Source organism: Pseudomonas sp. 1121_17, from assembly GCF_052850745.1.
The window spans coordinates 40,797-63,002 of the sequence record NZ_VXCX01000017.1; the positions used below are offsets into that span (position 1 = coordinate 40,797).

Below are 22,206 nucleotides of genomic sequence, written 5' to 3' on the forward strand. Positions count from 1 at the left end.
TGGGGCCATTTATGCGGATCATCAGTGTGAACGTTAATGGCATTCAGGCTGCAGCCGAGCGTGGTTTGCTCAGCTGGCTACAAGCCCAGAATGCCGACGTCATCTGCCTTCAGGATACCCGCGCCTCGGCCTTTGAACTCGACGACCCAGCTTTCCAGCTCGATGGCTATTTCCTTTATGCCTGCGATGCAGAGGTGCCCGCCCAAGGTGGTGTGGCGCTCTATTCGCGGATGCAGCCCAAGGCAGTCATCACCGGCCTGGGCTTCGAGACAGCCGACCGCTACGGACGTTACCTGCAAGCAGATTTCGACAAAGTCAGTATTGCCAGCCTGTTGCTGCCTTCGGGCATGAACGGCGACGAAGACTTGAACCAGAAATTCAAGTTGATGGACGATTTCGGCAAGTACCTGGACAAACAGCGGCGCAAGCGTCGTGAATACATCTATTGCGGCTCGTTCTACGTGGCGCAGCAGAAGCTCGACATCAAAAACTGGCGCGACAGCCAGCAGTCACCTGGTTTCCTGCCGCCCGAGCGGGCGTGGATGGATTCGATTGTGGGTGACATGGGTTATGTCGACGCGCTGCGTGAAGTCAGCCGCGAAGGCGATCAGTACAGCTGGTGGCCCGATAACGAACAGGCCGAGATGCTCAACCTGGGTTATCGCTTCGACTACCAGATCCTCACGCCAGGCTTGCGCCGCTTTGTGCGCAGTGCCCGCCTGCCGCGTCAGCCGCGGTTCTCCCAGCATGCGCCACTGATTGTGGACTATGACTGGACCTTGACGATCTGACCTGCTTCTGGGGCCGCTGCGCGGCCCCAGAAGTTACGAATGCAATCAGTCAGCCAAAGCCGCGTTCTGCAGGTCGTAGATTTCGTTCATGCCTTTCTGCGCCAGCGCCAGCATGGCGTTGAAGTCTTCCGGCTGGAACGGCGCGCCTTCGGCTGTACCCTGCACTTCGATGAAACCACCGGCGCTGGTCATGACCACGTTGAGGTCGGTCTCGGCCGCGGAGTCTTCCAGGTAATCCAGGTCGAGCACTGCTTCGCCCTGATACATGCCTACCGATACAGCAGCAATCATGTGCTTGAGCGGGTTGCCGCCCTTGAGGCCGCCGCGCTTCTTGATCACCGCCAGGGCATCGACCAGCGCGACCATGGCGCCAGTGATCGAGGCAGTGCGGGTACCGCCGTCAGCCTGGATCACGTCGCAGTCGACGTACAGGGTGACATCGCCGAGCTTGCTCATGTCCAGCGCAGCGCGCAGCGAGCGGCCGATCAGGCGCTGGATTTCGAGGGTGCGGCCACCCTGCTTGCCACGGCTGGCTTCGCGCTGGTTACGCTCGCCGGTAGCACGCGGCAGCATGCCGTACTCGGCAGTCAACCAACCCTGGCCCTGGCCTTTGAGGAAGCGCGGCACGCCGTTTTCGACGCTGACCGTGCAGATGACCTTGGTGTCACCGAACTCGACCAGTACGGAGCCCTCGGCGTGCTTGGTGTAGTTGCGGGTGATGCGGATCGAGCGGAGCTGATCGGCGGCGCGACCACTTGGACGTTTCATTTGGGATACCTGTACTGGGATTCGAATCTGCCGAGCATTATAAAGCCCGCAGCCCGGCGAGGACATGCCTATCGTCGCAGGCGCCAGCCTGTCGACTACTCCTGACTGCGGCCAAGGCGATCGATGACAGGGCCGAAATTGGGCGCGCAGCCCACTCTGCGTTACAATCGCGCGCCTTGCAGCCTGACCCGGCTGCCCCATCATTCTTATGCGAGGTAGTCCGCCATGGTGCACAGCATGACCGCTTTTGCTCGCGTCGAGCGCGCCGGCAGCCAAGGCACTCTGGTCTGGGAGCTGCGCTCGGTCAACCACCGCTACCTGGAGCCGCATCTGCGCCTGCCAGAAGCCCTGCGCGAGCTTGAAAGCGCGGTGCGCGAAGGCCTGCGCCAAGGGCTGTCACGGGGCAAGGTCGAATGTACCCTGCGCCTCAATGAAGACAGCACCGGCAAGCCGCTGCAGGTCGACCGCGAGCGCGCCGCGCAACTGGTCGCCGCCGCCGAAACCGTCGCCAGCCTGATCAAGCAGCCCGCGCCGCTGAACCCGCTGGAAGTGCTGGCCTGGCCCGGCGTGCTGGTGGCCGATGCCAGCGACCCGCAGGCCCTCAATGCCGAAGCCATCGCCTTGTTCGACGAAGCGGTGCAGGAGCTCAAGGCCGGTCGCCAACGCGAAGGCCAGGAGCTGGCCCGGCTTATCAACGAGCGCCTCGACGGCATGGCCAGTGAAGTGACTACCCTCCGCGCGCTGGTGCCGCAGATGCTGGCGGTGCAGCGGCAGAAGATCCTCGATCGCTTTCATGACATGCAGGCCGAACTCGACCCGCAGCGACTGGAGCAGGAGATGGTCCTGCTCGCGCAAAAAAGCGACGTCGCCGAGGAGCTGGATCGCCTCAACACCCACATCACCGAAGTGCGCCGGGTGCTCAAGTCCGGTGGCGCTGCAGGTCGACGCCTGGATTTCCTCATGCAGGAACTCAACCGCGAAGCCAACACCCTTGGCTCCAAGGCATTCGACCCGCGCAGTACGCAGGCGGCGGTCAACCTCAAGGTGTTGATCGAGCAGATGCGTGAACAAGTACAGAACATCGAGTAAGGCCATCCCGACCATGAACCACTGCAGCGGCACTCTCTATATCATCTCGGCGCCATCTGGCGCGGGCAAGACCAGCCTGGTTACCGAACTCACGGCGATCACCCGGGAAGATACGCATATCCGCGTATCGGTCTCGCACACCACCCGTGCAATGCGACCGGGCGAAAAAGACGGGGTCAACTATCACTTTGTCGACCGCGAGCAGTTCCAGAGCCTGATCGACAAGGGTGACTTCATCGAGCACGCCGAGGTGTTCGGCAACTTTTACGGCACCTCCCGCAGCGCCCTGCAATCCACCCTGGATGAGGGCTTTGACCTGATTCTGGAAATCGACTGGCAGGGCGCCCAGCAAGTGCGCGAACTGATGCCTGATGCCCTGTCGATCTTCATCCTGCCGCCGAGCCAGGATGCGCTGCGCCAACGCCTGACCGGGCGCGGCCAGGACAGCGAAGAGATCATCGAAGGGCGCATGAAGGAAGCGGTCAACGAGATGGTTCACTACGACGAGTACGACTACGTGATCATCAATGATGATTTCGATGCGGCGCTGGCGGACATCAAAGCGGTGTTCCGCTCCAATCGCCTGCTGCTTGAAAAGCAAAAGCAGCGCCATGGTGCGCTGCTCAAGCAATTGGTTGGCTGATCTGTTTTGGGGCCGATAGCGGCCCCAAATCACTTCACTCCTGCAGTTGCAGTTTGGCCTGCTGCTGCAAGGTGGCGCCGAGGAAGAACGCCGGCAGGCGCAGCCGCGACAGCAGCATCAGGCAGATGCCCAGCAGCGAGATGATCGCCGCAATCACGAACACCAGCCCCAGCCCACCCACATGCGAGCCGCTGCCAAAATCTGGCGAAGCGCTGTCGATTGCCGTGCGCACGAAGATCACCGACAGGATTGCGCCACCCAGCAACGGGCAGATGCCGCGCATGAGGAAGTGCCGCAGGCTGCTGAACAGGCTGCGGCGGAAGTACCAGACGCAGGCAAAGGCAGTCAGCGAGTAATAAAAGCAGATCATCATGCCCAACGCGGTGATGGTGTCGGCCAGCACGTTCTCGCTGAGGGTACGCATGGTCACGTAGAACAGTGCTGCGGCAATGCCCGCGCAAATGGTGGCATAGCGTGGCGTCTGCGAACGCGGGCAGACCTTGGCGAAACGCTTTGGTACCGCGCCGTAGTAACCCATCGCCAGCAACGTGCGCGCCGGCGAAACGAACGTCGACTGCAACGACGCTGCAGTACTGGCCAACACCGCAATCGACATGAGGATCGCCAACGGGCCCATGACCGGGCCGGCCAGGTGAGCGAAGACGTTTTCCTGAATGCGCGGATTACCCAGGCCCAGGCCGACATCACTGATCCCGGCGAACTGCAGGGTGGCGATGGCGGTGAGCAGATACAGGCAGAGAATCAACAGCACCGTCCAGGTCGCTGCCTTGCCCGGCACTTCATCGCTGCCGATCGACTCTTCACTGACGGTCAGGCATACGTCCCAGCCCCAGAAGATGAAGATCGACAACGACAAGCCCGCAGCGAACGCCGAGAACGACTCGACGCCGAAAGGGTTGAACCAGGCCAGGTCAAAGGCCAGTGGTGGCGGCGCGGTGGTTTCGCCGAAGGCAGCAAAGGCGAAACCGATCAGCACCAGTAACTGCAAGGCCACCAGGCCGTACTGCACTGTCATGGTGGTGCCCATGCCGCGACAACAGATCCATACCGCCAGCGCGATGAACACGCAACAGGTGATGATGTTGATCAACAGATTGTCGGCCAACGCGGCCAGCGATTGATCGCCAGTGATCTGCGCGAGGAACAGATAGAAGAAGTCCACCGCCACGCCGGCCAGGTTGGACAACACAATGGTGGTCGCCACCACCAGGCCCCAGCCGCCGATCCAGCCGATCATCGGACCGAACGCGCGGGCCGACCAGGTGAACGAGGTGCCGCTGTCCGGTTCTGCCGCGTTCAGCTCACGGTAGCCGAGGGCAACCAACAGCATTGGCAGGAAGCCGACAATGAACACTGCTGGCAGGTGTGCGCCGACCTCACGCACGGTCGGGCCAAGCGCGCCGGTCAGGGTGTAGACCGGGGCAATGGTGGAAATGCCCAGCACCACGCTGGCCAGCAAGCCCAGCCGGCCCTTGGCCAGGCCTTTGCTGGCGCGAGGGGCGCTGCCGTCTGAAGCGGCCGCCGCACCGGGCGGGCGGCCGTTATCTGTGTTTTCGCTCATGAGTATTCGCCGTCGATATTGGTATTGTTTTCACAGACCGCTGAGGGTCCGCTTTCACTCATTGAAAGCTTGCTGTCGGGGGTGAGTCATCCGAGACCTTCGGCTGACGTCAGACTGTTTTCTGGCGTGAAACCTCCCGCACAGCATGGGCCTTGCAGGCCTCGCGAAACGCTTTGAACAGGCGCAGCGAGACCGGGTTTTCGGCGAAACGCCACTCCGGGTGCCACTGTACGCCGAGCACCAGGCCCGGCGCGTCCAGCATCGACACCGCTTCGATCAGGCCATCCGGGGCCCGTGCTTCGACACGCAGGCCACTGGCCAGGCGGTCGATACCCTGACTGTGCAGCGAGTTGACCTCGAACTGCTCAGGCAGGCCAAAACGCTCGAACAGCCCGCCCGCCTCAGTGCGCACCAGATGCCGAGGGCCGTATTGCTCCTCCAGCGGCGCGTCCTGCGGTTCGCGGTGGTCGAGGTAACCGGGCAGCTCCTGCACGCGCTGGTGCAGGCTGCCGCCCAGGGCCACATTGAGCTCCTGAAAGCCGCGGCAGATACACAGCACCGGCACTCCGGCGGCGATGGCTGCGCGCAGCAAAGGCAGGGTCAGGCGATCACGCGCCTGATCATGGCGGGTGCCGGCAACGCTGGCGGCGCCATTGTAGTGATGCGGCTCGACATTGGAAGGCGAGCCGGTGAAAACGATGCCATTGAGGATCGACAGCAGTGCCAGCGGGTCGCTGCCGACATCGCGCGCAGGCAGGATCAACGGGATCCCGGCATAGCCGGCCGCCTCCACGTACTTGTCGCCAACGGTGTGCGAAGCATTCTTGCCGACCTGCTGGCGGCAGGCGCTGACACCAATCAGAGGGACCACGTTTGCGCTCATGGGCTTACACCGTGTGCAGGTACCAGTTGTACTCAAGGTCGGAAATCGACACCTCGAACTCGGCCTGCTCGCTTTCCTTGCAGGCGACGAAGATGTCGATGTAGTCCGGGCTGATGTATTGGTTCAGGATCTCGCTGTCATCCAGCGCGCGCAGGGCGTCACGCAGGTTGTTCGGCAGGCTCTGCTCGAGCTGCTCGTAGGAGTTGCCCTCGATCGGCTCACCCGGCTCGAGCTGGTTGGTCAGGCCGTGGTGAATGCCGGCCAGGATCGACGCCATCATCAGGTACGGGTTGGCATCGGCACCGGCGACGCGGTGTTCGAGGCGCACTGCGTCACTGCTGCCGGTCGGCACGCGCACGGCCACGGTGCGGTTGTCCAGGCCCCAGCTCGGTGCATTGGGTACATAAAACTGCGCGCCGAAACGGCGGTACGAGTTGACGTTCGGGCAGAGAAACGCCATCGACGCTGGCATGGTTTCCAGAACGCCGGCAATGGCGTGGCGCAGCGGCGCGCTTTCGAGCGGGTCTTCGCTGGTGAAGATGTTCTTGCCGGTCTTTTTGTCCAGCAGCGAGATGTGCACGTGTAGGCCGTTGCCAGCCTGGCCCGGATAGGGCTTGGCCATGAAGGTGGTGTCCATTTCATGGTCGTAGGCGACGTTCTTGATCAGGCGCTTGAGCAGGATCGCGTAGTCGCAGGCCTTCATCGGATCAGCAACGTGATGCAGGTTGACCTCGAACTGCGCCGGGGCGCTTTCCTTGACGATGGCGTCGGCCGGGATGCCTTGCTCGCGGGCGGCTTCGAGCATGTCCTGCAGGCAGTCGACGTACTCGTCGAGGTCGTCGATCAGGTACACCTGGGTCGATTGCGGGCGCTTGCCGGAGATCGGTGAGCGTGGCGGCTGCGGCCGGCCGTTGAGGTTGTCCTGGTCGATCAGGTAGAACTCCAGCTCGAACGCGGCGCAGATATCCAGGCCCAGATCGTCGAACTTGCTCACTACCTTGCGCAGCACCTCACGCGGGTCGGCGAAAAACGGCTCGCCTTCGATTTCGTGCATGGTCATCAGCAACTGCGCTGTCGGGCGCTTCTGCCATGGCTCGTAGCACAGGGTGCCAGGGATCGGGTAGCAGACCCGGTCGGCGTCGCCGATGTCCAGGCCCAGGCCGGTGCTCTCCACGGTCGAGCCGTTGATATCAAGGGCGAACAGCGACGCCGGCAAATTGATGCCACGCTCGTAGACCTTGTGCAGGCTGGCACGCTCGATACGCTTGCCGCGAACCACGCCATTCATGTCGGAGATCAGCAGATCAACGTACTGGATGTCCGGATGCGCCTTGAGAAAGTCGGACATCTCACTGGAAGTGCTGGCGCGCGGGTTTACCGACGTCATGGTGTACATCCTTTGGGTGTGGAGCGGCGATGTGGAGAGATACGGCTGGCGCCTCATGGGCGACGATGGATGCTGCTGTTGTTCTTTTCACTGTCCCATCGTGGGGATTGTCGGCCCGACGGGGTGCATTGATTCCCGCAGGCCGTTTCACTATAAAATGGCCTCAACGCAACAGACATTGGCATTTCGGCAAGCAGAGCGTGCACCAATGCAATATCAGATTACTCATGCCGACCTTTCATTGGTTCTGGCACTGGAGCGGGGGCGCTCGCTGGCCAAGGCCGCAGAGCTACTCAAAGTCGACGTTTCGACGGTGTTCCGCTCGATTCGCCGCCTGGAGTCGGCGTTGGGCACCGCGCTGTTCGTCAAAAGCCGCAAAGGCTACCTGCCGACCGACACTGCCCAAGCCCTGGCCGAGCAGGCTGAACGTGCCGAGCTGGCACTGGAAGCGGCAAGGATTGCCCTGACCAGCGGTGAGCAGGTGGTCAGCGGCACGGTGCGTCTGACCTGCACCGAGGCCGTTTTGCACAGCCTGCTGCTGCCGGCACTGGCGACGTTCATGCCCAACTACCCGGCGCTGTCGCTGGAGCTGGGCACCTCGAACACTTTCGCCAACCTCAGCCGGCGCGACGCCGACATCGCCCTGCGCTTGACCAACACCCCCCCGGAGCATCTGGTCGGGCGCTGCCTGGGCTCGACCTCCTACGTTATCTGCGGCCATGCCAGCCTGCGCGAACGGCTCGAGCAGTCGGTCAGCAGCGTGGCCTGGATCGCGCCGGATGACTCCATGCAGGACCACCCCACGGTGGTCTGGCGCAACCAGCAGTATCCCGGCCTGAACCCGCGCTACCAGTGCAGCGGCATGTCGACCATCGCGCAGCTGGTGAGCACCGGCCTGGGCGTGGCGGCGCTGCCCGATTACATGGTCCACGACATGCCTGATGTCGAGGCGCTGAGCGCACCGCTGGCAGGCTGCGACACGCAGTTGTGGCTGCTGACACGCCCCGATTGCCGTGCGCTGCGTTCGGTGCAGACGCTGTTTGAGGAGCTGACCCCACATTTGCGCGCAGCATTGTTGCGATAAGCCGTTTGCGGCTGTTGTATTGCTGCCCCGGAAACCGTTATCGTCAGCGCTATCGAGGCGTCTGAAACGGTGCTTTCGCGCTGCGGGCGGGCCTTTGCGGGCCAGGCCAAAGCGGCATGATCGGGGCAGTTTCAGGGCTGACGGGCAAGGCTGGCTATAAAACAGCCCTTCCCTATTGGCTGGTGATTTTTTAAACTACCCAGTCCACCGCCCATTATGGGCTGTACGCCCTACCGCATTGCTACTGAGGAAGACCATGGCCCGCGTAACTGTAGAAGACTGCCTGGAACACGTGGATAACCGCTTTGAGCTGGTCATGCTCTCCACCAAGCGCGCCCGTCAGCTGGCCACCGGTGGTAAAGAGCCACGCGTTGCATGGGAAAACGACAAGCCTACCGTTGTTGCCCTGCGCGAAATCGCTGAAGGCATCATCACCAACGAATTTCTGGCTGCCGAAGAGATCGTCACCGAAGATCCGGTATTCGCCGCGTTCGAGGACGAGTCCAACGAGGCTGTCTGATTGATGCCAGGTCGACGTCGCGCGGCAACCGGACTTCTTCCTCGGCAGGAGGTATACCCATGCCGAGCATAGACACCCTCGCCGAACGGCTATCGACCTACCTCGGTCCGGACCAGGTCAACCTGGTTCGCCGAGCCTATTTTTACGCCGAACAGGCGCACGATGGGCAGCGCCGCCGCAGTGGCGAACCCTACGTGACTCACCCGCTGGCAGTCGCCGGCATCCTCGCCGACATGCACATGGACCATCAAAGCCTGATGGCGGCCATGCTGCACGATGTGATCGAAGACACCGGCATCGCCAAGGAAGCCCTCAGCCAGCAGTTTGGCGAGACGGTGGCCGAGCTGGTCGATGGGGTCAGCAAACTGACCCAGATGAACTTCGAGACCAAGGCCGAGGCCCAGGCCGAAAACTTCCAGAAGATGGCCATGGCCATGGCGCGGGATATCCGCGTGATCCTGGTCAAGCTCGCCGACCGCCTGCACAACATGCGCACCCTGGAAGTGCTGTCGGGCGAAAAACGCCGACGCATTGCCAAGGAAACCCTCGAGATCTACGCCCCGATTGCCAACCGCCTGGGCATGCACAATGTGCGCGTAGAGTTCGAAGACCTTGGCTTCAAGGCGATGCATCCGATGCGCTCGGCGCGCATCCACCAGGCAGTCAAGCGCGCCCGCGGCAACCGCAAGGAAATCGTCGCCAAGATCGAACAGTCCCTGGCCAATTGCCTCGGCAGCGACGGCATCCAGGGCGAGATCAGCGGTCGCCAGAAACACCTCTATGGCATCTACCGGAAGATGCGCGGCAAGCGTCGCGCCTTCAACGAGATCATGGACGTGTACGCATTTCGCATCGTCGTCGACAAGGTCGACACCTGCTACCGCGTGCTCGGCGCTGTGCACAACCTGTACAAGCCACTGCCGGGGCGCTTCAAGGATTACATCGCGATCCCCAAGGCCAACGGCTACCAGTCGTTACACACAACGCTGTTCGGCATGCACGGCGTTCCTATCGAAATCCAGATTCGCACCCGCGAAATGGAAGAGCTGGCCAACAACGGCATCGCTGCGCACTGGCTGTACAAGTCCAACGAGGAAGAGCAGCCCAAGGGCAGCCACGCCCGCGCCCGTCAGTGGGTCAAAGGCATCCTCGAGCTGCAGCAACGTGCCGGCAACTCGCTGGAATTCATCGAGAGCGTGAAGATCGACCTGTTCCCGGACGAGGTCTACGTGTTCACCCCGAAAGGGCGGATCATGGAGCTGCCCAAAGGCTCCACCGCCGTCGACTTTGCCTACGCGGTGCACACCGACGTCGGCAACAGCTGCATCGCCTGCCGCATCAACCGCCGCCTGGCGCCATTGTCCGAGCCCTTGCAGAGCGGCTCGACGGTGGAAATCGTCAGCGCCCCAGGCGCCCGACCGAACCCGGCCTGGCTCAACTTCGTGGTCACCGGCAAGGCGCGCACGCATATCCGCCACGCGCTTAAGCAGCAGCGCCGCTCCGAGTCGATCAACCTTGGCGAGCGCCTGCTGAACAAGGTGCTGACCGGCTTCGACAGCAGCCTGGAAAAGATCCCGCAGGAACGTATCCAGCCGATCCTCAACGAGTATCGCCTGGAAGTCATCGAAGACCTGCTCGAAGATATCGGCCTGGGCAATCGCATGGCCTACGTGGTCGCCCGTCGGCTGCTCTCGGCCGAAGGCGAACAGCTGCCAAGCCCGGAAGGCCCGCTGGCCATCCGCGGCACCGAAGGCCTGGTGCTGAGCTACGCCAAATGCTGCACACCGATCCCGGGCGACCCGATCGTTGGCCATCTGTCGGCCGGCAAAGGCATGGTCGTGCACCTGGAAGACTGCCGCAACATCAGTGAAATCCGCCACAACCCGGAGAAGTGCCTGCAGCTGTCCTGGGCCAAGGATGTCACCGGCGAATTCAACGTCGAGCTGCGCGTCGAGCTTGAGCACCAGCGCGGCCTGATTGCCTTGCTGGCCAGCAGCGTCAACGCCGCCGATGGCAACATCGAGAAAATCAGCATGGACGAACGCGATGGCCGCATCAGCGTGGTCCAGCTGGTCGTCAGCGTGCACGACCGCGTGCACCTGGCTCGTGTGATCAAGAAGTTGCGCACCCTGACCGGCGTGGTCCGCATCACCCGCATGCGTGCGTAAATCCGCCAACCGCAAGGAGTCACCATGACCAAGACCGTCATCACCAGCGACAAGGCCCCCGCCGCCATCGGTACTTACTCCCAGGCGATCAAGGCCGGCAACACTGTCTACATGTCTGGCCAGATCCCGCTGGATCCGACCACCATGGAGCTGGTCGAAGGCTTCGAAGCGCAAACCGTTCAGGTGTTCGAGAACCTCAAGTCGGTGGCTGAAGCTGCCGGTGGTTCGTTCAAGGACATCGTCAAGCTGAACATCTTCCTGACCGACCTGAGCCACTTCGCCAAGGTCAACGAAGTCATGGGCCGCTACTTCGAGCAGCCTTACCCGGCGCGTGCCGCCATCGGCGTGGCAGCTCTGCCCAAGGGCGCCCAGGTCGAAATGGACGCCATCCTCGTCATCGAGTGATGCCTGAGGTGACGGGCGCCCTGCCCGTCACCCTCCTCTCTGCCTGAAGGTCTCCCCACCATGCGTCACGCCCTGCCCCTCGCGCTGGCAGCCCTGATTCTGGGCGGCTGCTCCAGCCACAAACCTGAAGACTACAACGGCACCTGGATCAACCAGGCAGCCATCGACGACGCCGCCAAAGGTGGCAGCCTGCGCCAGGCGCTGGCAGCCAACGGCCCGGTGTCGGAAGTCCGTGTCGACGTCGCCAGCCAACAGGCCAGCTACCTCTATAACGGCTACGAGAACGTCAACGGCCGCCTGCGCCTGAGCGACAAGCAATGGCAAGTCGACTTCGACGGCGGCCCAAGCGCGCCGCTGCAGCTCAAAGGCAAGGAGTTGGTTACCGTTACCGAAGGCAAAGAGCAGGCATTCAGCAAGGCGCTGACGCCAGCCGCGGCCGATACGCCGGTCGGCAGCACCTTCGAGAAGGCGCTATATGGCGCGTATCTGGGTGGCAACTGGAAGATCATTGAAGGCACCGGCAAAGGTGAGACCGTGCAGTTCAGCGACACCGGCAGCGTAACCGGCCTGCCCGGGCCGAATCGCTACGCACTGTGCCTAGGTGGCGATTGCGCGACCATGGGCGGCGCCAACGACAGCCTGTGGTTAGAGCGCGATCAACGCGGTGCGCCGTTTATCTTCAAACACAGCGGTGACCAGCTGGAGATTTTCCAGGCTATCAACCGCGCCCAGCCGGACGAGATGCCGCAGCTGGCGCCCGGGCCGCGGCAGTGGTTGCTGGAACGTAGCTGATAGTCGGTGGCGTTGGGGCCGCATTGCGGCCCCAGCGATTACTGGGTCCACCCTAAGGCTTGGCTGACCCCCGCAAAATCGCCGCATAGCCTTCCTTGTAACTCGGATACACCGGCGCCCAACCCAACGCTCGCGCCCGGGCATTGCTGCAGCGCTTGCTGCCGGTGCGGCGCACGCGCTGTTCGTCCGACCACTCGGTAACGCCAAGGTACTCGCGCAGCCAGGCGACCACATCGGCTAGCGGCGCCGGGTCGTCGTCGACGCCGATATAGCAGTCTTCCAAGGTAATGCCACGGGCATCCGCGTCGAGCAGATAGGCCAGCAGGCTCGCTGCGTCCTCAGCGTGAATCCGGTTGCCATACAGTGGCGGCTGCTGGGCAACCCGGTAGCCCTGGCGAACCTGGCTCAGCAGCCACTCACGGCCCGGCCCGTAGATGCCGGTCAGGCGCACCACGCTGGCGGGAATGCCACTGTCGTGTGCCAGTCTCTCGGCATCAAGCATGATTTTTCCGGAATAACCCGTAGGCTCGGTCGGCGCCGTTTCGTCGACCCACTGGCCATCCTGCTGAGCAAACACACTACTGCTGGAAACAAACAGCAGCCGCCGCGGCTGTTGCCCGCGCGCCTGCAACCAACTGAGCACATTACGCAGGCCATCGACGTAAGCCGCCTTATAACCGGCTTCGTCATGTTGGCTGGCAGCTACGCAGTACACCAGATAGTCAGGTGCACGCTCAGGCCAGGGCGCAGGAATCTGCGCATCAGTGAGGTCAGCTGCGACGGGCTGGACGCCTTCCGGCAATTGATCGATCGAGCGCCGCAGGCCGCTCACATGCCAGCCACTGGTAAGCAGTTGCAGGGCCAATCGGCCGCCGACATCGCCGCAGCCGACGATCAAAGCAGACAATTCCGACATCATTGAGCTCCACTGATAAAGGATCAGGCTAGCCGGATTGCGCGATCAACGGCTAGACAAAGGTAAAAAAAAGATACTGTATTACTTTTGTTAACAAGAATTAATTGCAATAATGGCGACCTATCTGTTCTCGGCCTGCCTCGGGGCCGTGGTGAACGTCAACTCATTTTACTCATCAGGTCCGGCCAGCATGACTCGTACTCAACCCTCCGCTTCGCCAACCCAGTCGCGCGCCTGGCGCGCCATTGCCGCGCTGATGTTCAGCCTGGTACTGGCCCCTGTCGCCATGGCTGATGAGCCAAACGCCACCGCTGCCACCACCCCAGCTGCCGCTACCGCGCCTGCTGCGCCCGCCGCTGAAGGCCAGGCCCCAGCCGCCGCACCTGCCGAAGGGCAAGCTCAGGCACCTGCCGAAGACAACGTGCAGCCGCTGGTCGAAGATACCTCGCTGGGCATGGCCCACGACCTGTCGCCATGGGGCATGTACAAGAACGCCGACATCGTCGTGAAAATCGTGATGATCGGCCTGGCCATCGCCTCGATCATCACCTGGACCATCTGGATCGCCAAAGGCTTCGAGCTGATGGGCGCCAAGCGCCGCCTGCGCGGCGAAATCGCAGCGCTCAAGCGCGTTGCCAGCCTCAAGGAAGCTGCTGAAGCGTCCAACAAGGAAGGCACCCTGGCCCACACCCTGGTGCATGACGCCCTCGAAGAAATGCGCCTGTCGGCCAACGCTCGCGAAAAAGAAGGCATCAAGGAGCGCGTCAGCTTCCGCCTCGAACGCCTGGTTGCCGCCAGCGGCCGTAACATGAGCAGCGGTACCGGCGTGCTCGCCACCATTGGTTCGACCGCGCCGTTCGTAGGTCTGTTCGGTACCGTATGGGGCATCATGAACAGCTTCATCGGCATCGCCAAGACCCAGACCACCAACCTCGCAGTAGTTGCACCCGGCATCGCCGAAGCGCTGCTGGCGACTGCTCTGGGCCTCGTTGCGGCCATCCCGGCAGTGGTCATCTACAACGTCTTCGCGCGCTCCATCGCTGGCTACCGCGCACAGGTGTCCGACGCTTCGGCGCAGGTCCTGCTGCTGGTCAGCCGCGACCTCGACCACCAGGGTGGCGAACGCGTCGCCCCGCACATGGTGAAAGTGGGGTAAGCCATGGGCCTGCATCTTAACGAAGGTGGCGATGACCTCGCCGAAAACCACGAAATCAACGTTACGCCGTTCATCGACGTGATGTTGGTGCTGCTGATCATCTTCATGGTCGCAGCTCCCCTGGCCACCGTCGACATCAAGGTCGACCTGCCCGCCTCGACCGCCAAACCGGCGCCGAGGCCGGAGAAACCGGTGTTTGTCAGCGTCAAGGCCGACCAGAAGCTGTACGTCGGCGACGATATGGTTGCTCAGCCCAGCCAGCTTGGCCCGATGCTCGACGCCAAGACCAAGGGCGACAAGGAGACCACCATCTTCTTCCAGGCCGATAAAGGCGTGGACTACGGCGACCTGATGGAAGTGATGAACAACATGCGCGCGGCCGGCTACCTCAAGGTCGGTCTGGTAGGTCTCGAGACGGCAGCCAAAAAATGATCAAGACGCGGCACAAACTGGCGCGTTACAGCGGCAGCTTGGCGATCGTGCTGGGTGTCCATGCCATCGCTGTGCTGCTGACGCTCAATTGGTCGGTGCCTCAGGCCATCGAGCTGCCCCCGGCAGCGATGATGGTCGAGCTGGCACCGCTGCCTGAGCCAGCGCCACCACCACCGCCCAAGGTCGCTCCGCAGCCTCCGACTCCGGTCGAAGAGCCGCCGCTACCGAAGTTGGTGGAGGCTCCAAAACCGAAAATCGCGATTGCCAAGCCGCCCAAGCCGAAGGCCAAACCGCAGCCGCCCAAGCCCGAGAAAAAGCCTGAGCCGCCCAAGGAAGCGCCACCGGCCGATGAGCAGGTAGTCGATACGCCGCCGAGCAATACGCCACCGCAGAAATCGGCAGCGCCAGCGCCAAGCATCGCCTCCAACAGCAAGGCCTTGCCGACCTGGCAGAGCGATCTGTTGCGTCACCTGGCCAAGTACAAGCGGTACCCTGAAGACGCCCGCCGGCGTGGCCTGCAAGGCATCAACCGGTTGCGCTTCGTGGTCGACGCCGACGGCAAGGTGTTGTCCTACTCGCTGGCCGGTGGTTCAGGCAGCGCAGCACTGGACCGAGCGACCATGGAAATGATCCGCCGAGCGGGCTCGCTGCCCAAGCCGCCGGCAGAGCTGCTGACCAATGGCTCGATCGAAGTGGTAGCACCCTTCGTCTACTCGCTGGATAAACGCTGACACTTTGTTTCTGTCACAAAAGCGCAAGTCTGATAACGTGCGTCTATCAATTGCAGCCGCTATGCTGGGGCTGCAACTTCATGGACGCACGTTATGACCCTCACTGAACTCCGCTACATCGTCACCCTCGCCCAAGAGCAGCACTTCGGCCATGCTGCCGAGCGTTGCCACGTCAGCCAGCCGACCCTGTCGGTCGGGGTAAAGAAGCTCGAGGACGAGCTTGGCGTGTTGATCTTCGAACGCAGCAAGAGCGCGGTTCGCCTGACTCCGGTCGGTGAAACCATTGTCGCCCAGGCGCAGAAGGTCCTGGAGCAAGCGCAAGGTATCCGTGAACTGGCCCAGGCCGGCAAGAACCAGCTGACCGCACCACTCAAGGTCGGCGCGATCTACACCGTCGGCCCGTACCTGTTCCCGCATCTGATTCCACAGCTGCACCGGGTCGCCCCGCAGATGCCGCTGTATATCGAAGAAAACTTCACCCACGTGCTGCGCGAGAAACTGCGCAACGGCGAGCTGGACGCAGTGATCATCGCCCTGCCGTTCAACGAAGCCGACGTGCTGACCCTGCCGCTGTACGACGAGCCGTTCTGCGCGCTGATGCCGGCGGATCACCCGTGGACCGCACGCAAGACCATCGACCCGGCCATGCTCAACGACAAGAGCCTGCTGCTGCTCGGTGAAGGCCACTGCTTCCGCGACCAGGTGCTCGAAGCCTGCCCGACCCTGGCCAAGGGCAACGACGGCTCCAAGCACACCACGGTCGAATCCAGCTCGCTGGAAACCATCCGCCACATGGTCGCCTCTGGCCTGGGCGTCTCGATTCTGCCGCTGTCGGCGGTGCACAGCCATCACTACGCACCAGGCATCATCGAAGTGCGCCCGCTGACCGCACCGACGCCCTTCCGCACGGTGGCGATTGCCTGGCGCGCGAGCTTCCCGCGGCCCAAGGCGATCGAGATCCTGGCCGACTCGATCCGGCTGTGTTCGGTGGTCAAGCCACCCGTGGAACAGTCGGCCTGAGTCATGAGCGAGCTGTCCAAGGTACCGGTCACTGAACTCAAGGGCGTCGGCGAGGCAATGGCTGAAAAGCTTGCCAAGGTCGGCCTGGAGAACCTGCAGGACGTACTGTTCCACCTGCCCCTGCGTTATCAGGACCGCACCCGCGTAGTGCCGATCGGCCAACTGCGCCCAGGCCAGGACGCGGTCATCGAAGGCGTGGTCAGTGGCGCCGACGTGACCATGGGCAAGCGCCGAAGCCTGGTGGTGCGCTTGGGCGACGGCACCGGCGTGCTGAGCTTGCGCTTCTACCACTTCAGCAATGCGCAGAAGGAAGCCCTCAAGCGCGGCACTCATGTACGTTGCTACGGCGAGGCTCGCCCAGGTGCTTCGGGGCTGGAGATCTACCACCCGGAATACCGCGCCCTCAACGGCAGCGAGCCGGCGCCGCCGGTCGAGCAGACCCTGACCCCGATCTACCCGTCCACCGAAGGCCTGACCCAGCAGCGCCTGCGCCAGCTGTGCCAGCAAAGCCTGGCCATGCTCGGCCCGCGCAGCCTGCCAGACTGGCTGCCGCCGGAGCTGGCAAACGATTATCAACTGGCGCCGCTCGACGAAGCGATCCGCTACCTGCACAACCCGCCCGCCGATGCTGATCTGGAAGAGCTGGCGGTGGGTCATCACTGGGCTCAGCACCGCCTCGCCTTCGAAGAGCTGCTGACTCACCAGCTGTCCCAGCAGCGCCTGCGCGAGAGCTTGCGCAGCCTGCGCGCGCCGGCATTGCCCAAAGCCAGCCGGCTGCCTGCGCAGTACCTGGCCAACCTGGGGTTCAACCCCACCGGTGCCCAGCAAAGGGTCGGCAATGAAATCGCCTACGACCTTAGCCAACCCGAGCCGATGCTGCGCCTGGTCCAGGGCGACGTCGGCGCGGGCAAGACCGTGGTCGCCGCCCTGGCTGCCCTGCAAGCGCTGGAAGCCGGTTACCAGGTAGCCCTGATGGCACCCACCGAGATCCTCGCCGAGCAGCACTTCATCACCTTCAAGCGCTGGCTGGAGCCGCTCGGCATCGAAGTCGCCTGGCTCGCCGGCAAGCTCAAGGGCAAGGCCCGGGTCAGCGCCCTGGAGCAGATCGCCGGCGGCGCGCCGATGGTGGTCGGTACCCACGCGCTGTTTCAGGATGAGGTCAAGTTCAAGCATCTGGCGCTGGCGATCATCGATGAACAGCACCGCTTTGGCGTTCAGCAACGGCTGGCCTTGCGCAAGAAAGGCGTGGCCGGCGAGCAATGCCCGCATCAGCTGATCATGACCGCCACACCAATCCCGCGGACGCTGGCCATGAGCGCCTACGCTGACCTCGACACCTCGGTGCTCGATGAGCTGCCGCCCGGCCGCACCCCGGTAAATACCGTGCTGGTGGTCGACAGCCGCCGCTTCGAGGTGGTCGAACGGGTCCGCGCCGCCTGCGCCGAAGGGCGCCAGGCGTACTGGGTCTGCACGCTGATCGAAGAATCCGAAGAGCTGACCTGCCAGGCCGCCGAAAGCACCTTCGAAGACCTCGGCGCAGCCCTGGGCGAGTTGCGCGTGGGCTTGATCCACGGGCGCATGAAGCCAGCCGAAAAAGCTGCAGTGATGGCCGAGTTCAAAGCCGGCAACCTGCAGTTGCTGGTGGCGACCACGGTAATCGAAGTCGGCGTCGACGTGCCCAACGCGAGCCTGATGATCATCGAAAACCCCGAGCGGCTTGGTCTGGCCCAGCTGCACCAGCTGCGCGGGCGGGTCGGCCGCGGTAGCGCCGCCAGCCACTGCGTGTTGCTCTATCACCCGCCGTTGTCGCAGGTCGGCCGCGAGCGTCTGGGCATCATGCGCGAGACCAACGACGGTTTCGTCATCGCCGAGAAAGACCTCGAACTGCGCGGCCCTGGCGAAATGCTCGGGACGCGCCAGACCGGCCTGCTACAGTTCAAGGTCGCTGACCTGATGCGCGACGCCGACTTGCTGCCAGCCGTGCGCGACGCCGCCCAGGCGCTGCTCACGCGCTGGCCGGCACACGTCAGCCCGTTGCTCGATCGCTGGCTGCGCCATGGCCAGCAATATGGTCAGGTGTGACACAAGTCCCACTACGCAACCAGCCTGCCGTTCAGACTGGTTATACTTCGCGTTTAAAGAAACTATTGGATCCAGCTAATGACTGAAGCAGCCCTGGACGCCGCATCCCCGCAAGCACCGTCTGTTATCCGCCAACTGCTGGACAAGCTCGGCGTAGCTTACAAGGAGGTGCCGGAGCATCCGTCCCTGCCTGCCGCCTCGCGTGTTCAAGCGGTGCTGCTCGATGACGAAATCGGCGCGCTGCTGGTGCTGTTCCCGCACACTCAGTTGCTGGACCTCAATCGCCTCGCCGAGCTGACCGGGCGCAAGCTGCACGCCGTGCCGCTGACGCGCCTGAACCAGATGCTCGACAAGCACAAACTCAAAGCGCTGCCTGCCCTGCCGGCCCTGACCAGCTCGCCCTGTCTGTATGACGAACGCCTGCTCGATGCCGAGGCGCTGTTGATCCAGTCGGGCGAACGCGGCCTGCTGCTGCAGATCGAGCGCGGCGCGTTCAAGCGCATGCTGGGCAAGGCCAGCGCAGGCAAGTTCGGCCAGACCGTGGCGGACATCCAGCCCAACCTCAACCGTCCTGACGATGATCCCCACGAGATCACCCAGGCGGTGCAGGCGTTCACCGCGCGGCGGATCCAGAAGCGCCTGGAAGAAACCATCGAAATTCCACCACTGGCCGACACGGCGCAAAAGATCATAAAGCTGCGGGTCGACCCCAACGCCAGCATCGACGACATCACCGGTGTGGTCGAAACCGACCCGGCGCTGGCCGCGCAAGTGGTCAGTTGGGCCGGTTCGCCGTACTACGCCTCACCTGGCAAGATTCGTTCGGTAGAAGACGCCATCGTGCGTGTGCTCGGCTTTGATCTGGTGATCAACCTGGCGCTGGGCCTGGCCTTGGGCAAGACCCTGAGCCTGCCCAAGGACCACCCGCAGCAAGCCACGCCGTACTGGCAGCAGTCCATCTACACCGCTGCCGTGATCGAGGGCCTGACCCGCGCCATGCCCCGCGCCGAGCGCCCGGAAGCTGGCCTGACCTACCTCGCCGGGCTGCTGCACAACTTTGGCTACCTACTGCTGGCGCACGTGTTCCCGCCGCACTTCTCGCTGATCTGCCGCCATCTGGAGGTCAACCCGCACCTGAGCCATACCTACATCGAACAGCATCTGCTCGGCATCAGCCGTGAGCAGATCGGCGCGTGGCTGATGAAGCTGTGGGACATGCCTGAAGAGCTGTCCAACGCGCTGCGCTTCCAGCACGATCCTGACTACGATGGCGAACTGGCGGTGTTCCCCAACCTGGTCTGCCTGGCGACCAGCCTGCTGCGTTCGCGCGGGATTGGCTCAGGGCCGCAGGAAGAAATCCCCGATGCCCTGCTCGAGCGTTTGGGGCTGAGCCGCGAAAAGGCCGAAGATGTCGTCAGCAAGGTGCTCGAAGCCGAAGCGCTGCTGCGCGAACTGGCCTCGCAGTTCCACCCTGCGCATTGAGCTGACAAGCACCGGGGCGCCAGGCGCCCCGCTCGCTCAGGCTTTGCGCTTGCGCGGTTTCAGGTACTTCATCAGGCCCTGAAACCAGATCACCAGCGCTGGATTGCCTTTGATCTGGATGTTCTTGTCCTGAATCCCCTGCATGAACGCCAGCTGTTTGTTGCTGGCCTGCAGGGTGGCGAAGCCGTAGGCGGCGTCCTTGAACGCAATCGCGAAGGCTGGCTGCGCATGTTGCCCGGCCTTGCTGCTGATGCGCTCGTTGCTGACGATGAAGTGACGGGCGACCTTGCCATCCAGGGTCTGCATCTGGAACACCAGATCCTTGTCCCGCAGCTGCTGCTGGAACGCCGGATTGTTGCGGCTGGCACGGGCCATCAACAAGCCCATGGCCCACAGAATAAAACGGAACTTCATCGGCAAGACTCGACTGTAATGTGACTGAAAGCGCTGAGTTTATCCTCTTTCAGAACACTTTATACAAGCCCGCCACCGTTACCCTATGTAAAGCAAAACGGACGCCGTAAAGGCGCCCGTTCATTGGCTCTGCAACCACTGGCAACGAGCCGCTTACTTTTTCTTCGCGGCAGCCTTGGCAGCGGGTTTGGCAGTGGCCTTGGCCGGTGCTGCCGCTTTGCCGGTCGGGTTGACCGTGTCCTTGAGGCCCTTGCCTGGCTTGAACGCAACGGTGTTGCTGGCCTTGATCTTCACTGGCTCGCCAGTCTGCGGGTTTTTGCCGGTGCGGGCGCCACGGTGACGCTTCTCGAAAGTGCCGAAGCCAACCAGGGTAACGGTATCCTTGTCGAGGGCCCCGGTAATGCTGTCGAGGATCGCATTGAGTACCTCATTGGCCTTTTCCTTGGTCAAATCGGCCTTTTCAGCGATGACAGCGGCGAGTTCTGGTTTGCGCATAGTGAAGCCTCTTGGACGGGAATTCTTGTTGTTATTGCCGTGCTGCCAGGGGAGGCAGCGCTCAAGGCGCCGCAGGCTCTAAACTGCGGCAGACGCGAGTGAGAATGGCACGCCAACCGGGACCGCGCCAGTATCAGCACGGCCATTGTGTCGACAAGCCAACGGCATAAGCGACAGAACGCCCGCTATTTACGCCATAAGCGCCGGGAGCTGCCGATTTAGAGCGAGTTTTTCCATGACGGCGCTACCGGTCAGGGCATAGCCGAGCAGCGCACCCGCCTCATCGCGGCAGGTCAGTTTGAGATCGGCGCCGTCACCTTCCACTTGCCACACGCCTGTGCGGCCATGCGGCGGTGGCGCGACCACCAGTGGGCAAGCGGGGGTCTTCACGGTGATCGGCATCGGCCCGTATGCCACCGCCTGCGGATTGCCGGCCAGGGTCTGCGCCAGCGCGCGTACGCAGCTCATCAACGGCATCACGTACAACAGGTTGATGCCATCGACCTCGGCGCAATCACCCAGGGCGTAGATATTGGCGTGCGAGGTGCGCAATTGACGGTCCACCACCACCCCACGATTGACCGCCAGCCCAGCCGCGGCTGCCAGTTCGGTGCGCGGGCGCAGGCCGATGGCCGAGACCACCAGATCGCAGGCGATCACGCTGCCGTCGGACAAGTGCGCTTGCAGGCCAGTGCCGTCGCGCTGCAGGCGGTCCAGCACGGGGCCTAGGTGGAAGCGCACGCCAAGGCTCTCCAGGCCGGTCTGCACCGCGCCTGCGGCGGCAGCCGGGATCAGGGTCGGCATCAGTTGCTCACAAGGGGCAACCACATCGACCTGGAAACCACCGAGGCTCATGTCGTTGGCAAACTCGCAGCCGATCAGCCCGGCGCCGAGAATCAGCACGCGCTGCTTGCCTGCCGCAGCGCGGCGAAAGCGGGCGTAGTCGACAAGGTCGTTGATCGCAAACACCGCATCGCTCGCGTCGCCCTGCAGCGGCAGCTGTACTGTCTGTGCGCCCAGCGCGAGGATCAGGTCACGGTACTTGACCTCCTCTTCACCGATCCACAGCCGCTTGTGCCCAGGATCAATGCCGCTGATGCGCGTGTGCGTACGGATCTCCGCCTTGAGCTGGTCGGCCATGGCCCCCGGCTCTGCCATGCACAGGCCGTCGGCGTCCTTGTTCTTGGCGAAGCCAGTGGAGAGCATTGGCTTGGAATAGGAACGGCCGTCATCAGCGCTGATCAACAGCAGCGGTGTTTCGCCGTCGAGCTTGCGAAACTCACGGGCCAGGTTATAGCCCGCAAGGCCGGTGCCGATGATCACTACTGGGGAGGTCATGCCGTATTCCTTTTACGTTGCCAAGGGT

General features: G+C 63.0%; 22 protein-coding genes. 14 read left to right on the forward strand and 8 right to left on the reverse strand.

Annotated features, from left to right (window positions below):
* Window positions 1-11 precede the first annotated feature (11 nt).
* Window positions 12-791, forward strand: a complete 780-nt coding sequence (locus FW789_RS22710) for an exodeoxyribonuclease III (protein WP_101322882.1) — start codon at window positions 12-14, stop codon at window positions 789-791.
* Window positions 792-836: 45 nt separating this feature from the next.
* On the opposite strand, the gene rph is transcribed toward FW789_RS22710, so the two are convergent.
* Window positions 837-1,559, reverse strand: a complete 723-nt coding sequence (rph, locus tag FW789_RS22715) for a ribonuclease PH (RefSeq protein ID WP_101322881.1) — start codon at window positions 1,557-1,559, stop codon at window positions 837-839.
* 225 nt (window positions 1,560-1,784) lie between these two features.
* Between rph and FW789_RS22720 the strand changes: the two genes are divergently transcribed.
* Window positions 1,785-2,648 (forward strand): YicC/YloC family endoribonuclease, encoded by an 864-nt coding sequence (locus FW789_RS22720; RefSeq protein WP_340612488.1) that lies wholly within the window; start codon window positions 1,785-1,787, stop codon window positions 2,646-2,648.
* 13 nt (window positions 2,649-2,661) lie between these two features.
* Window positions 2,662-3,291, forward strand: coding sequence for a guanylate kinase (gene gmk / locus FW789_RS22725; protein ID WP_446432080.1), 630 nt, complete (start codon window positions 2,662-2,664; stop codon window positions 3,289-3,291).
* A 34-nt stretch (window positions 3,292-3,325) separates the two neighbouring features.
* Here gmk and FW789_RS22730 read toward each other — a convergent pair whose 3' ends face one another.
* The 3 genes from FW789_RS22730 to FW789_RS22740 all read right to left on the reverse strand — a co-directional run bounded on the left by FW789_RS22730 (window position 3,326) and on the right by FW789_RS22740 (window position 7,143).
* Window positions 3,326-4,873, reverse strand: coding sequence for an APC family permease (locus FW789_RS22730; RefSeq protein WP_103435551.1), 1,548 nt, complete (start codon window positions 4,871-4,873; stop codon window positions 3,326-3,328).
* A 109-nt stretch (window positions 4,874-4,982) separates the two neighbouring features.
* On the reverse strand, window positions 4,983-5,756 hold the full coding sequence (locus FW789_RS22735; RefSeq protein WP_103435550.1) for a gamma-glutamyl-gamma-aminobutyrate hydrolase family protein: 774 nt from the start codon (window positions 5,754-5,756) through the stop codon (window positions 4,983-4,985).
* 4 nt (window positions 5,757-5,760) lie between these two features.
* A complete protein-coding gene (locus FW789_RS22740; protein ID WP_103435549.1) occupies window positions 5,761-7,143 on the reverse strand; it encodes a glutamine synthetase family protein in 1,383 nt (460 codons plus the stop codon).
* A 208-nt stretch (window positions 7,144-7,351) separates the two neighbouring features.
* Between FW789_RS22740 and FW789_RS22745 the strand changes: the two genes are divergently transcribed.
* The 5 genes from FW789_RS22745 (at window position 7,352) to FW789_RS22765 (ending at window position 12,112) form a co-directional block, all read left to right on the forward strand.
* Window positions 7,352-8,227: a LysR family transcriptional regulator gene (locus tag FW789_RS22745; protein ID WP_101322875.1), complete on the forward strand. Its 876-nt coding sequence runs from the start codon at window positions 7,352-7,354 to the stop codon at window positions 8,225-8,227.
* A gap of 256 nt (window positions 8,228-8,483) precedes the next feature.
* Window positions 8,484-8,747 (forward strand): DNA-directed RNA polymerase subunit omega, encoded by a 264-nt coding sequence (gene rpoZ, locus FW789_RS22750; protein ID WP_101322874.1) that lies wholly within the window; start codon window positions 8,484-8,486, stop codon window positions 8,745-8,747.
* 59 nt (window positions 8,748-8,806) lie between these two features.
* The gene (spoT, locus tag FW789_RS22755; RefSeq protein ID WP_101322873.1) at window positions 8,807-10,915 is read left to right on the forward strand and encodes a bifunctional GTP diphosphokinase/guanosine-3',5'-bis pyrophosphate 3'-pyrophosphohydrolase; all 2,109 of its coding nucleotides are present in this window, start codon (window positions 8,807-8,809) and stop codon (window positions 10,913-10,915) included.
* A gap of 24 nt (window positions 10,916-10,939) precedes the next feature.
* Window positions 10,940-11,320, forward strand: a complete 381-nt coding sequence (locus tag FW789_RS22760; protein ID WP_101322872.1) for a RidA family protein — start codon at window positions 10,940-10,942, stop codon at window positions 11,318-11,320.
* Window positions 11,321-11,380: 60 nt separating this feature from the next.
* Window positions 11,381-12,112 (forward strand): hypothetical protein, encoded by a 732-nt coding sequence (locus tag FW789_RS22765; RefSeq protein WP_446432081.1) that lies wholly within the window; start codon window positions 11,381-11,383, stop codon window positions 12,110-12,112.
* A gap of 52 nt (window positions 12,113-12,164) precedes the next feature.
* On the opposite strand, the gene FW789_RS22770 is transcribed toward FW789_RS22765, so the two are convergent.
* Complete coding sequence (locus tag FW789_RS22770) at window positions 12,165-13,028, reverse strand: NAD-dependent epimerase/dehydratase family protein (RefSeq protein ID WP_446432082.1); 864 nt, start codon at window positions 13,026-13,028, stop codon at window positions 12,165-12,167.
* A 190-nt stretch (window positions 13,029-13,218) separates the two neighbouring features.
* Between FW789_RS22770 and exbB the strand changes: the two genes are divergently transcribed.
* From exbB to FW789_RS22800, 6 genes are all read left to right on the forward strand, one after another.
* Window positions 13,219-14,184, forward strand: a complete 966-nt coding sequence (gene exbB, locus FW789_RS22775; RefSeq protein WP_103438676.1) for a tonB-system energizer ExbB — start codon at window positions 13,219-13,221, stop codon at window positions 14,182-14,184.
* 3 nt (window positions 14,185-14,187) lie between these two features.
* A complete protein-coding gene (gene exbD, locus FW789_RS22780) occupies window positions 14,188-14,616 on the forward strand; it encodes a TonB system transport protein ExbD (RefSeq protein WP_101322869.1) in 429 nt (142 codons plus the stop codon).
* Entirely contained in the window at window positions 14,613-15,347 is a 735-nt protein-coding gene (locus FW789_RS22785; protein ID WP_101322868.1) for an energy transducer TonB, read from the forward strand. The genes exbD and FW789_RS22785 overlap by 4 nt, the downstream gene beginning before the upstream one ends.
* Before the next feature lie 93 nt (window positions 15,348-15,440).
* Window positions 15,441-16,367, forward strand: coding sequence for a LysR substrate-binding domain-containing protein (locus FW789_RS22790; protein WP_186700339.1), 927 nt, complete (start codon window positions 15,441-15,443; stop codon window positions 16,365-16,367).
* Window positions 16,368-16,370: 3 nt separating this feature from the next.
* Window positions 16,371-18,449, forward strand: a complete 2,079-nt coding sequence (gene recG / locus FW789_RS22795) for an ATP-dependent DNA helicase RecG (protein ID WP_101322866.1) — start codon at window positions 16,371-16,373, stop codon at window positions 18,447-18,449.
* 78 nt (window positions 18,450-18,527) lie between these two features.
* The gene (locus FW789_RS22800) at window positions 18,528-19,931 is read left to right on the forward strand and encodes an HDOD domain-containing protein (protein WP_446432083.1); all 1,404 of its coding nucleotides are present in this window, start codon (window positions 18,528-18,530) and stop codon (window positions 19,929-19,931) included.
* Window positions 19,932-19,967: 36 nt separating this feature from the next.
* On the opposite strand, the gene FW789_RS22805 is transcribed toward FW789_RS22800, so the two are convergent.
* The 3 genes from FW789_RS22805 to FW789_RS22815 all read right to left on the reverse strand — a co-directional run bounded on the left by FW789_RS22805 (window position 19,968) and on the right by FW789_RS22815 (window position 22,178).
* On the reverse strand, window positions 19,968-20,345 hold the full coding sequence (locus FW789_RS22805; RefSeq protein ID WP_101322864.1) for a helicase: 378 nt from the start codon (window positions 20,343-20,345) through the stop codon (window positions 19,968-19,970).
* 153 nt (window positions 20,346-20,498) lie between these two features.
* A complete protein-coding gene (locus tag FW789_RS22810) occupies window positions 20,499-20,840 on the reverse strand; it encodes an HU family DNA-binding protein (protein ID WP_186700333.1) in 342 nt (113 codons plus the stop codon).
* Between the two features lie 189 nt (window positions 20,841-21,029).
* A complete protein-coding gene (locus tag FW789_RS22815) occupies window positions 21,030-22,178 on the reverse strand; it encodes an NAD(P)/FAD-dependent oxidoreductase (RefSeq protein WP_186700331.1) in 1,149 nt (382 codons plus the stop codon).
* Between the last annotated feature and the right edge of the window lie 28 nt (window positions 22,179-22,206).

Excerpts from the sequence above, each read along its gene's own strand:
- FW789_RS22710 (WP_101322882.1), top strand. The coding sequence starts at position 12 with ATGCGGATCATCAGTGTGAACGTTAATGGCATTCAGGCTGCAGCCGAG.
- rph (WP_101322881.1), bottom strand. The coding sequence starts at position 1,559 with ATGAAACGTCCAAGTGGTCGCGCCGCCGATCAGCTCCGCTCGATCCGC.
- FW789_RS22720 (WP_340612488.1), top strand. The coding sequence starts at position 1,785 with ATGGTGCACAGCATGACCGCTTTTGCTCGCGTCGAGCGCGCCGGCAGC.
- gmk (WP_446432080.1), top strand. The coding sequence starts at position 2,662 with ATGAACCACTGCAGCGGCACTCTCTATATCATCTCGGCGCCATCTGGC.
- FW789_RS22730 (WP_103435551.1), bottom strand. The coding sequence starts at position 4,873 with ATGAGCGAAAACACAGATAACGGCCGCCCGCCCGGTGCGGCGGCCGCT.
- FW789_RS22735 (WP_103435550.1), bottom strand. The coding sequence starts at position 5,756 with ATGAGCGCAAACGTGGTCCCTCTGATTGGTGTCAGCGCCTGCCGCCAG.
- FW789_RS22740 (WP_103435549.1), bottom strand. The coding sequence starts at position 7,143 with ATGACGTCGGTAAACCCGCGCGCCAGCACTTCCAGTGAGATGTCCGAC.
- FW789_RS22745 (WP_101322875.1), top strand. The coding sequence starts at position 7,352 with ATGCAATATCAGATTACTCATGCCGACCTTTCATTGGTTCTGGCACTG.
- rpoZ (WP_101322874.1), top strand. The coding sequence starts at position 8,484 with ATGGCCCGCGTAACTGTAGAAGACTGCCTGGAACACGTGGATAACCGC.
- spoT (WP_101322873.1), top strand. The coding sequence starts at position 8,807 with ATGCCGAGCATAGACACCCTCGCCGAACGGCTATCGACCTACCTCGGT.
- FW789_RS22760 (WP_101322872.1), top strand. The coding sequence starts at position 10,940 with ATGACCAAGACCGTCATCACCAGCGACAAGGCCCCCGCCGCCATCGGT.
- FW789_RS22765 (WP_446432081.1), top strand. The coding sequence starts at position 11,381 with ATGCGTCACGCCCTGCCCCTCGCGCTGGCAGCCCTGATTCTGGGCGGC.
- FW789_RS22770 (WP_446432082.1), bottom strand. The coding sequence starts at position 13,028 with ATGTCGGAATTGTCTGCTTTGATCGTCGGCTGCGGCGATGTCGGCGGC.
- exbB (WP_103438676.1), top strand. The coding sequence starts at position 13,219 with ATGACTCGTACTCAACCCTCCGCTTCGCCAACCCAGTCGCGCGCCTGG.
- exbD (WP_101322869.1), top strand. The coding sequence starts at position 14,188 with ATGGGCCTGCATCTTAACGAAGGTGGCGATGACCTCGCCGAAAACCAC.
- FW789_RS22785 (WP_101322868.1), top strand. The coding sequence starts at position 14,613 with ATGATCAAGACGCGGCACAAACTGGCGCGTTACAGCGGCAGCTTGGCG.
- FW789_RS22790 (WP_186700339.1), top strand. The coding sequence starts at position 15,441 with ATGACCCTCACTGAACTCCGCTACATCGTCACCCTCGCCCAAGAGCAG.
- recG (WP_101322866.1), top strand. The coding sequence starts at position 16,371 with ATGAGCGAGCTGTCCAAGGTACCGGTCACTGAACTCAAGGGCGTCGGC.
- FW789_RS22800 (WP_446432083.1), top strand. The coding sequence starts at position 18,528 with ATGACTGAAGCAGCCCTGGACGCCGCATCCCCGCAAGCACCGTCTGTT.
- FW789_RS22805 (WP_101322864.1), bottom strand. The coding sequence starts at position 20,345 with ATGAAGTTCCGTTTTATTCTGTGGGCCATGGGCTTGTTGATGGCCCGT.
- FW789_RS22810 (WP_186700333.1), bottom strand. The coding sequence starts at position 20,840 with ATGCGCAAACCAGAACTCGCCGCTGTCATCGCTGAAAAGGCCGATTTG.
- FW789_RS22815 (WP_186700331.1), bottom strand. The coding sequence starts at position 22,178 with ATGACCTCCCCAGTAGTGATCATCGGCACCGGCCTTGCGGGCTATAAC.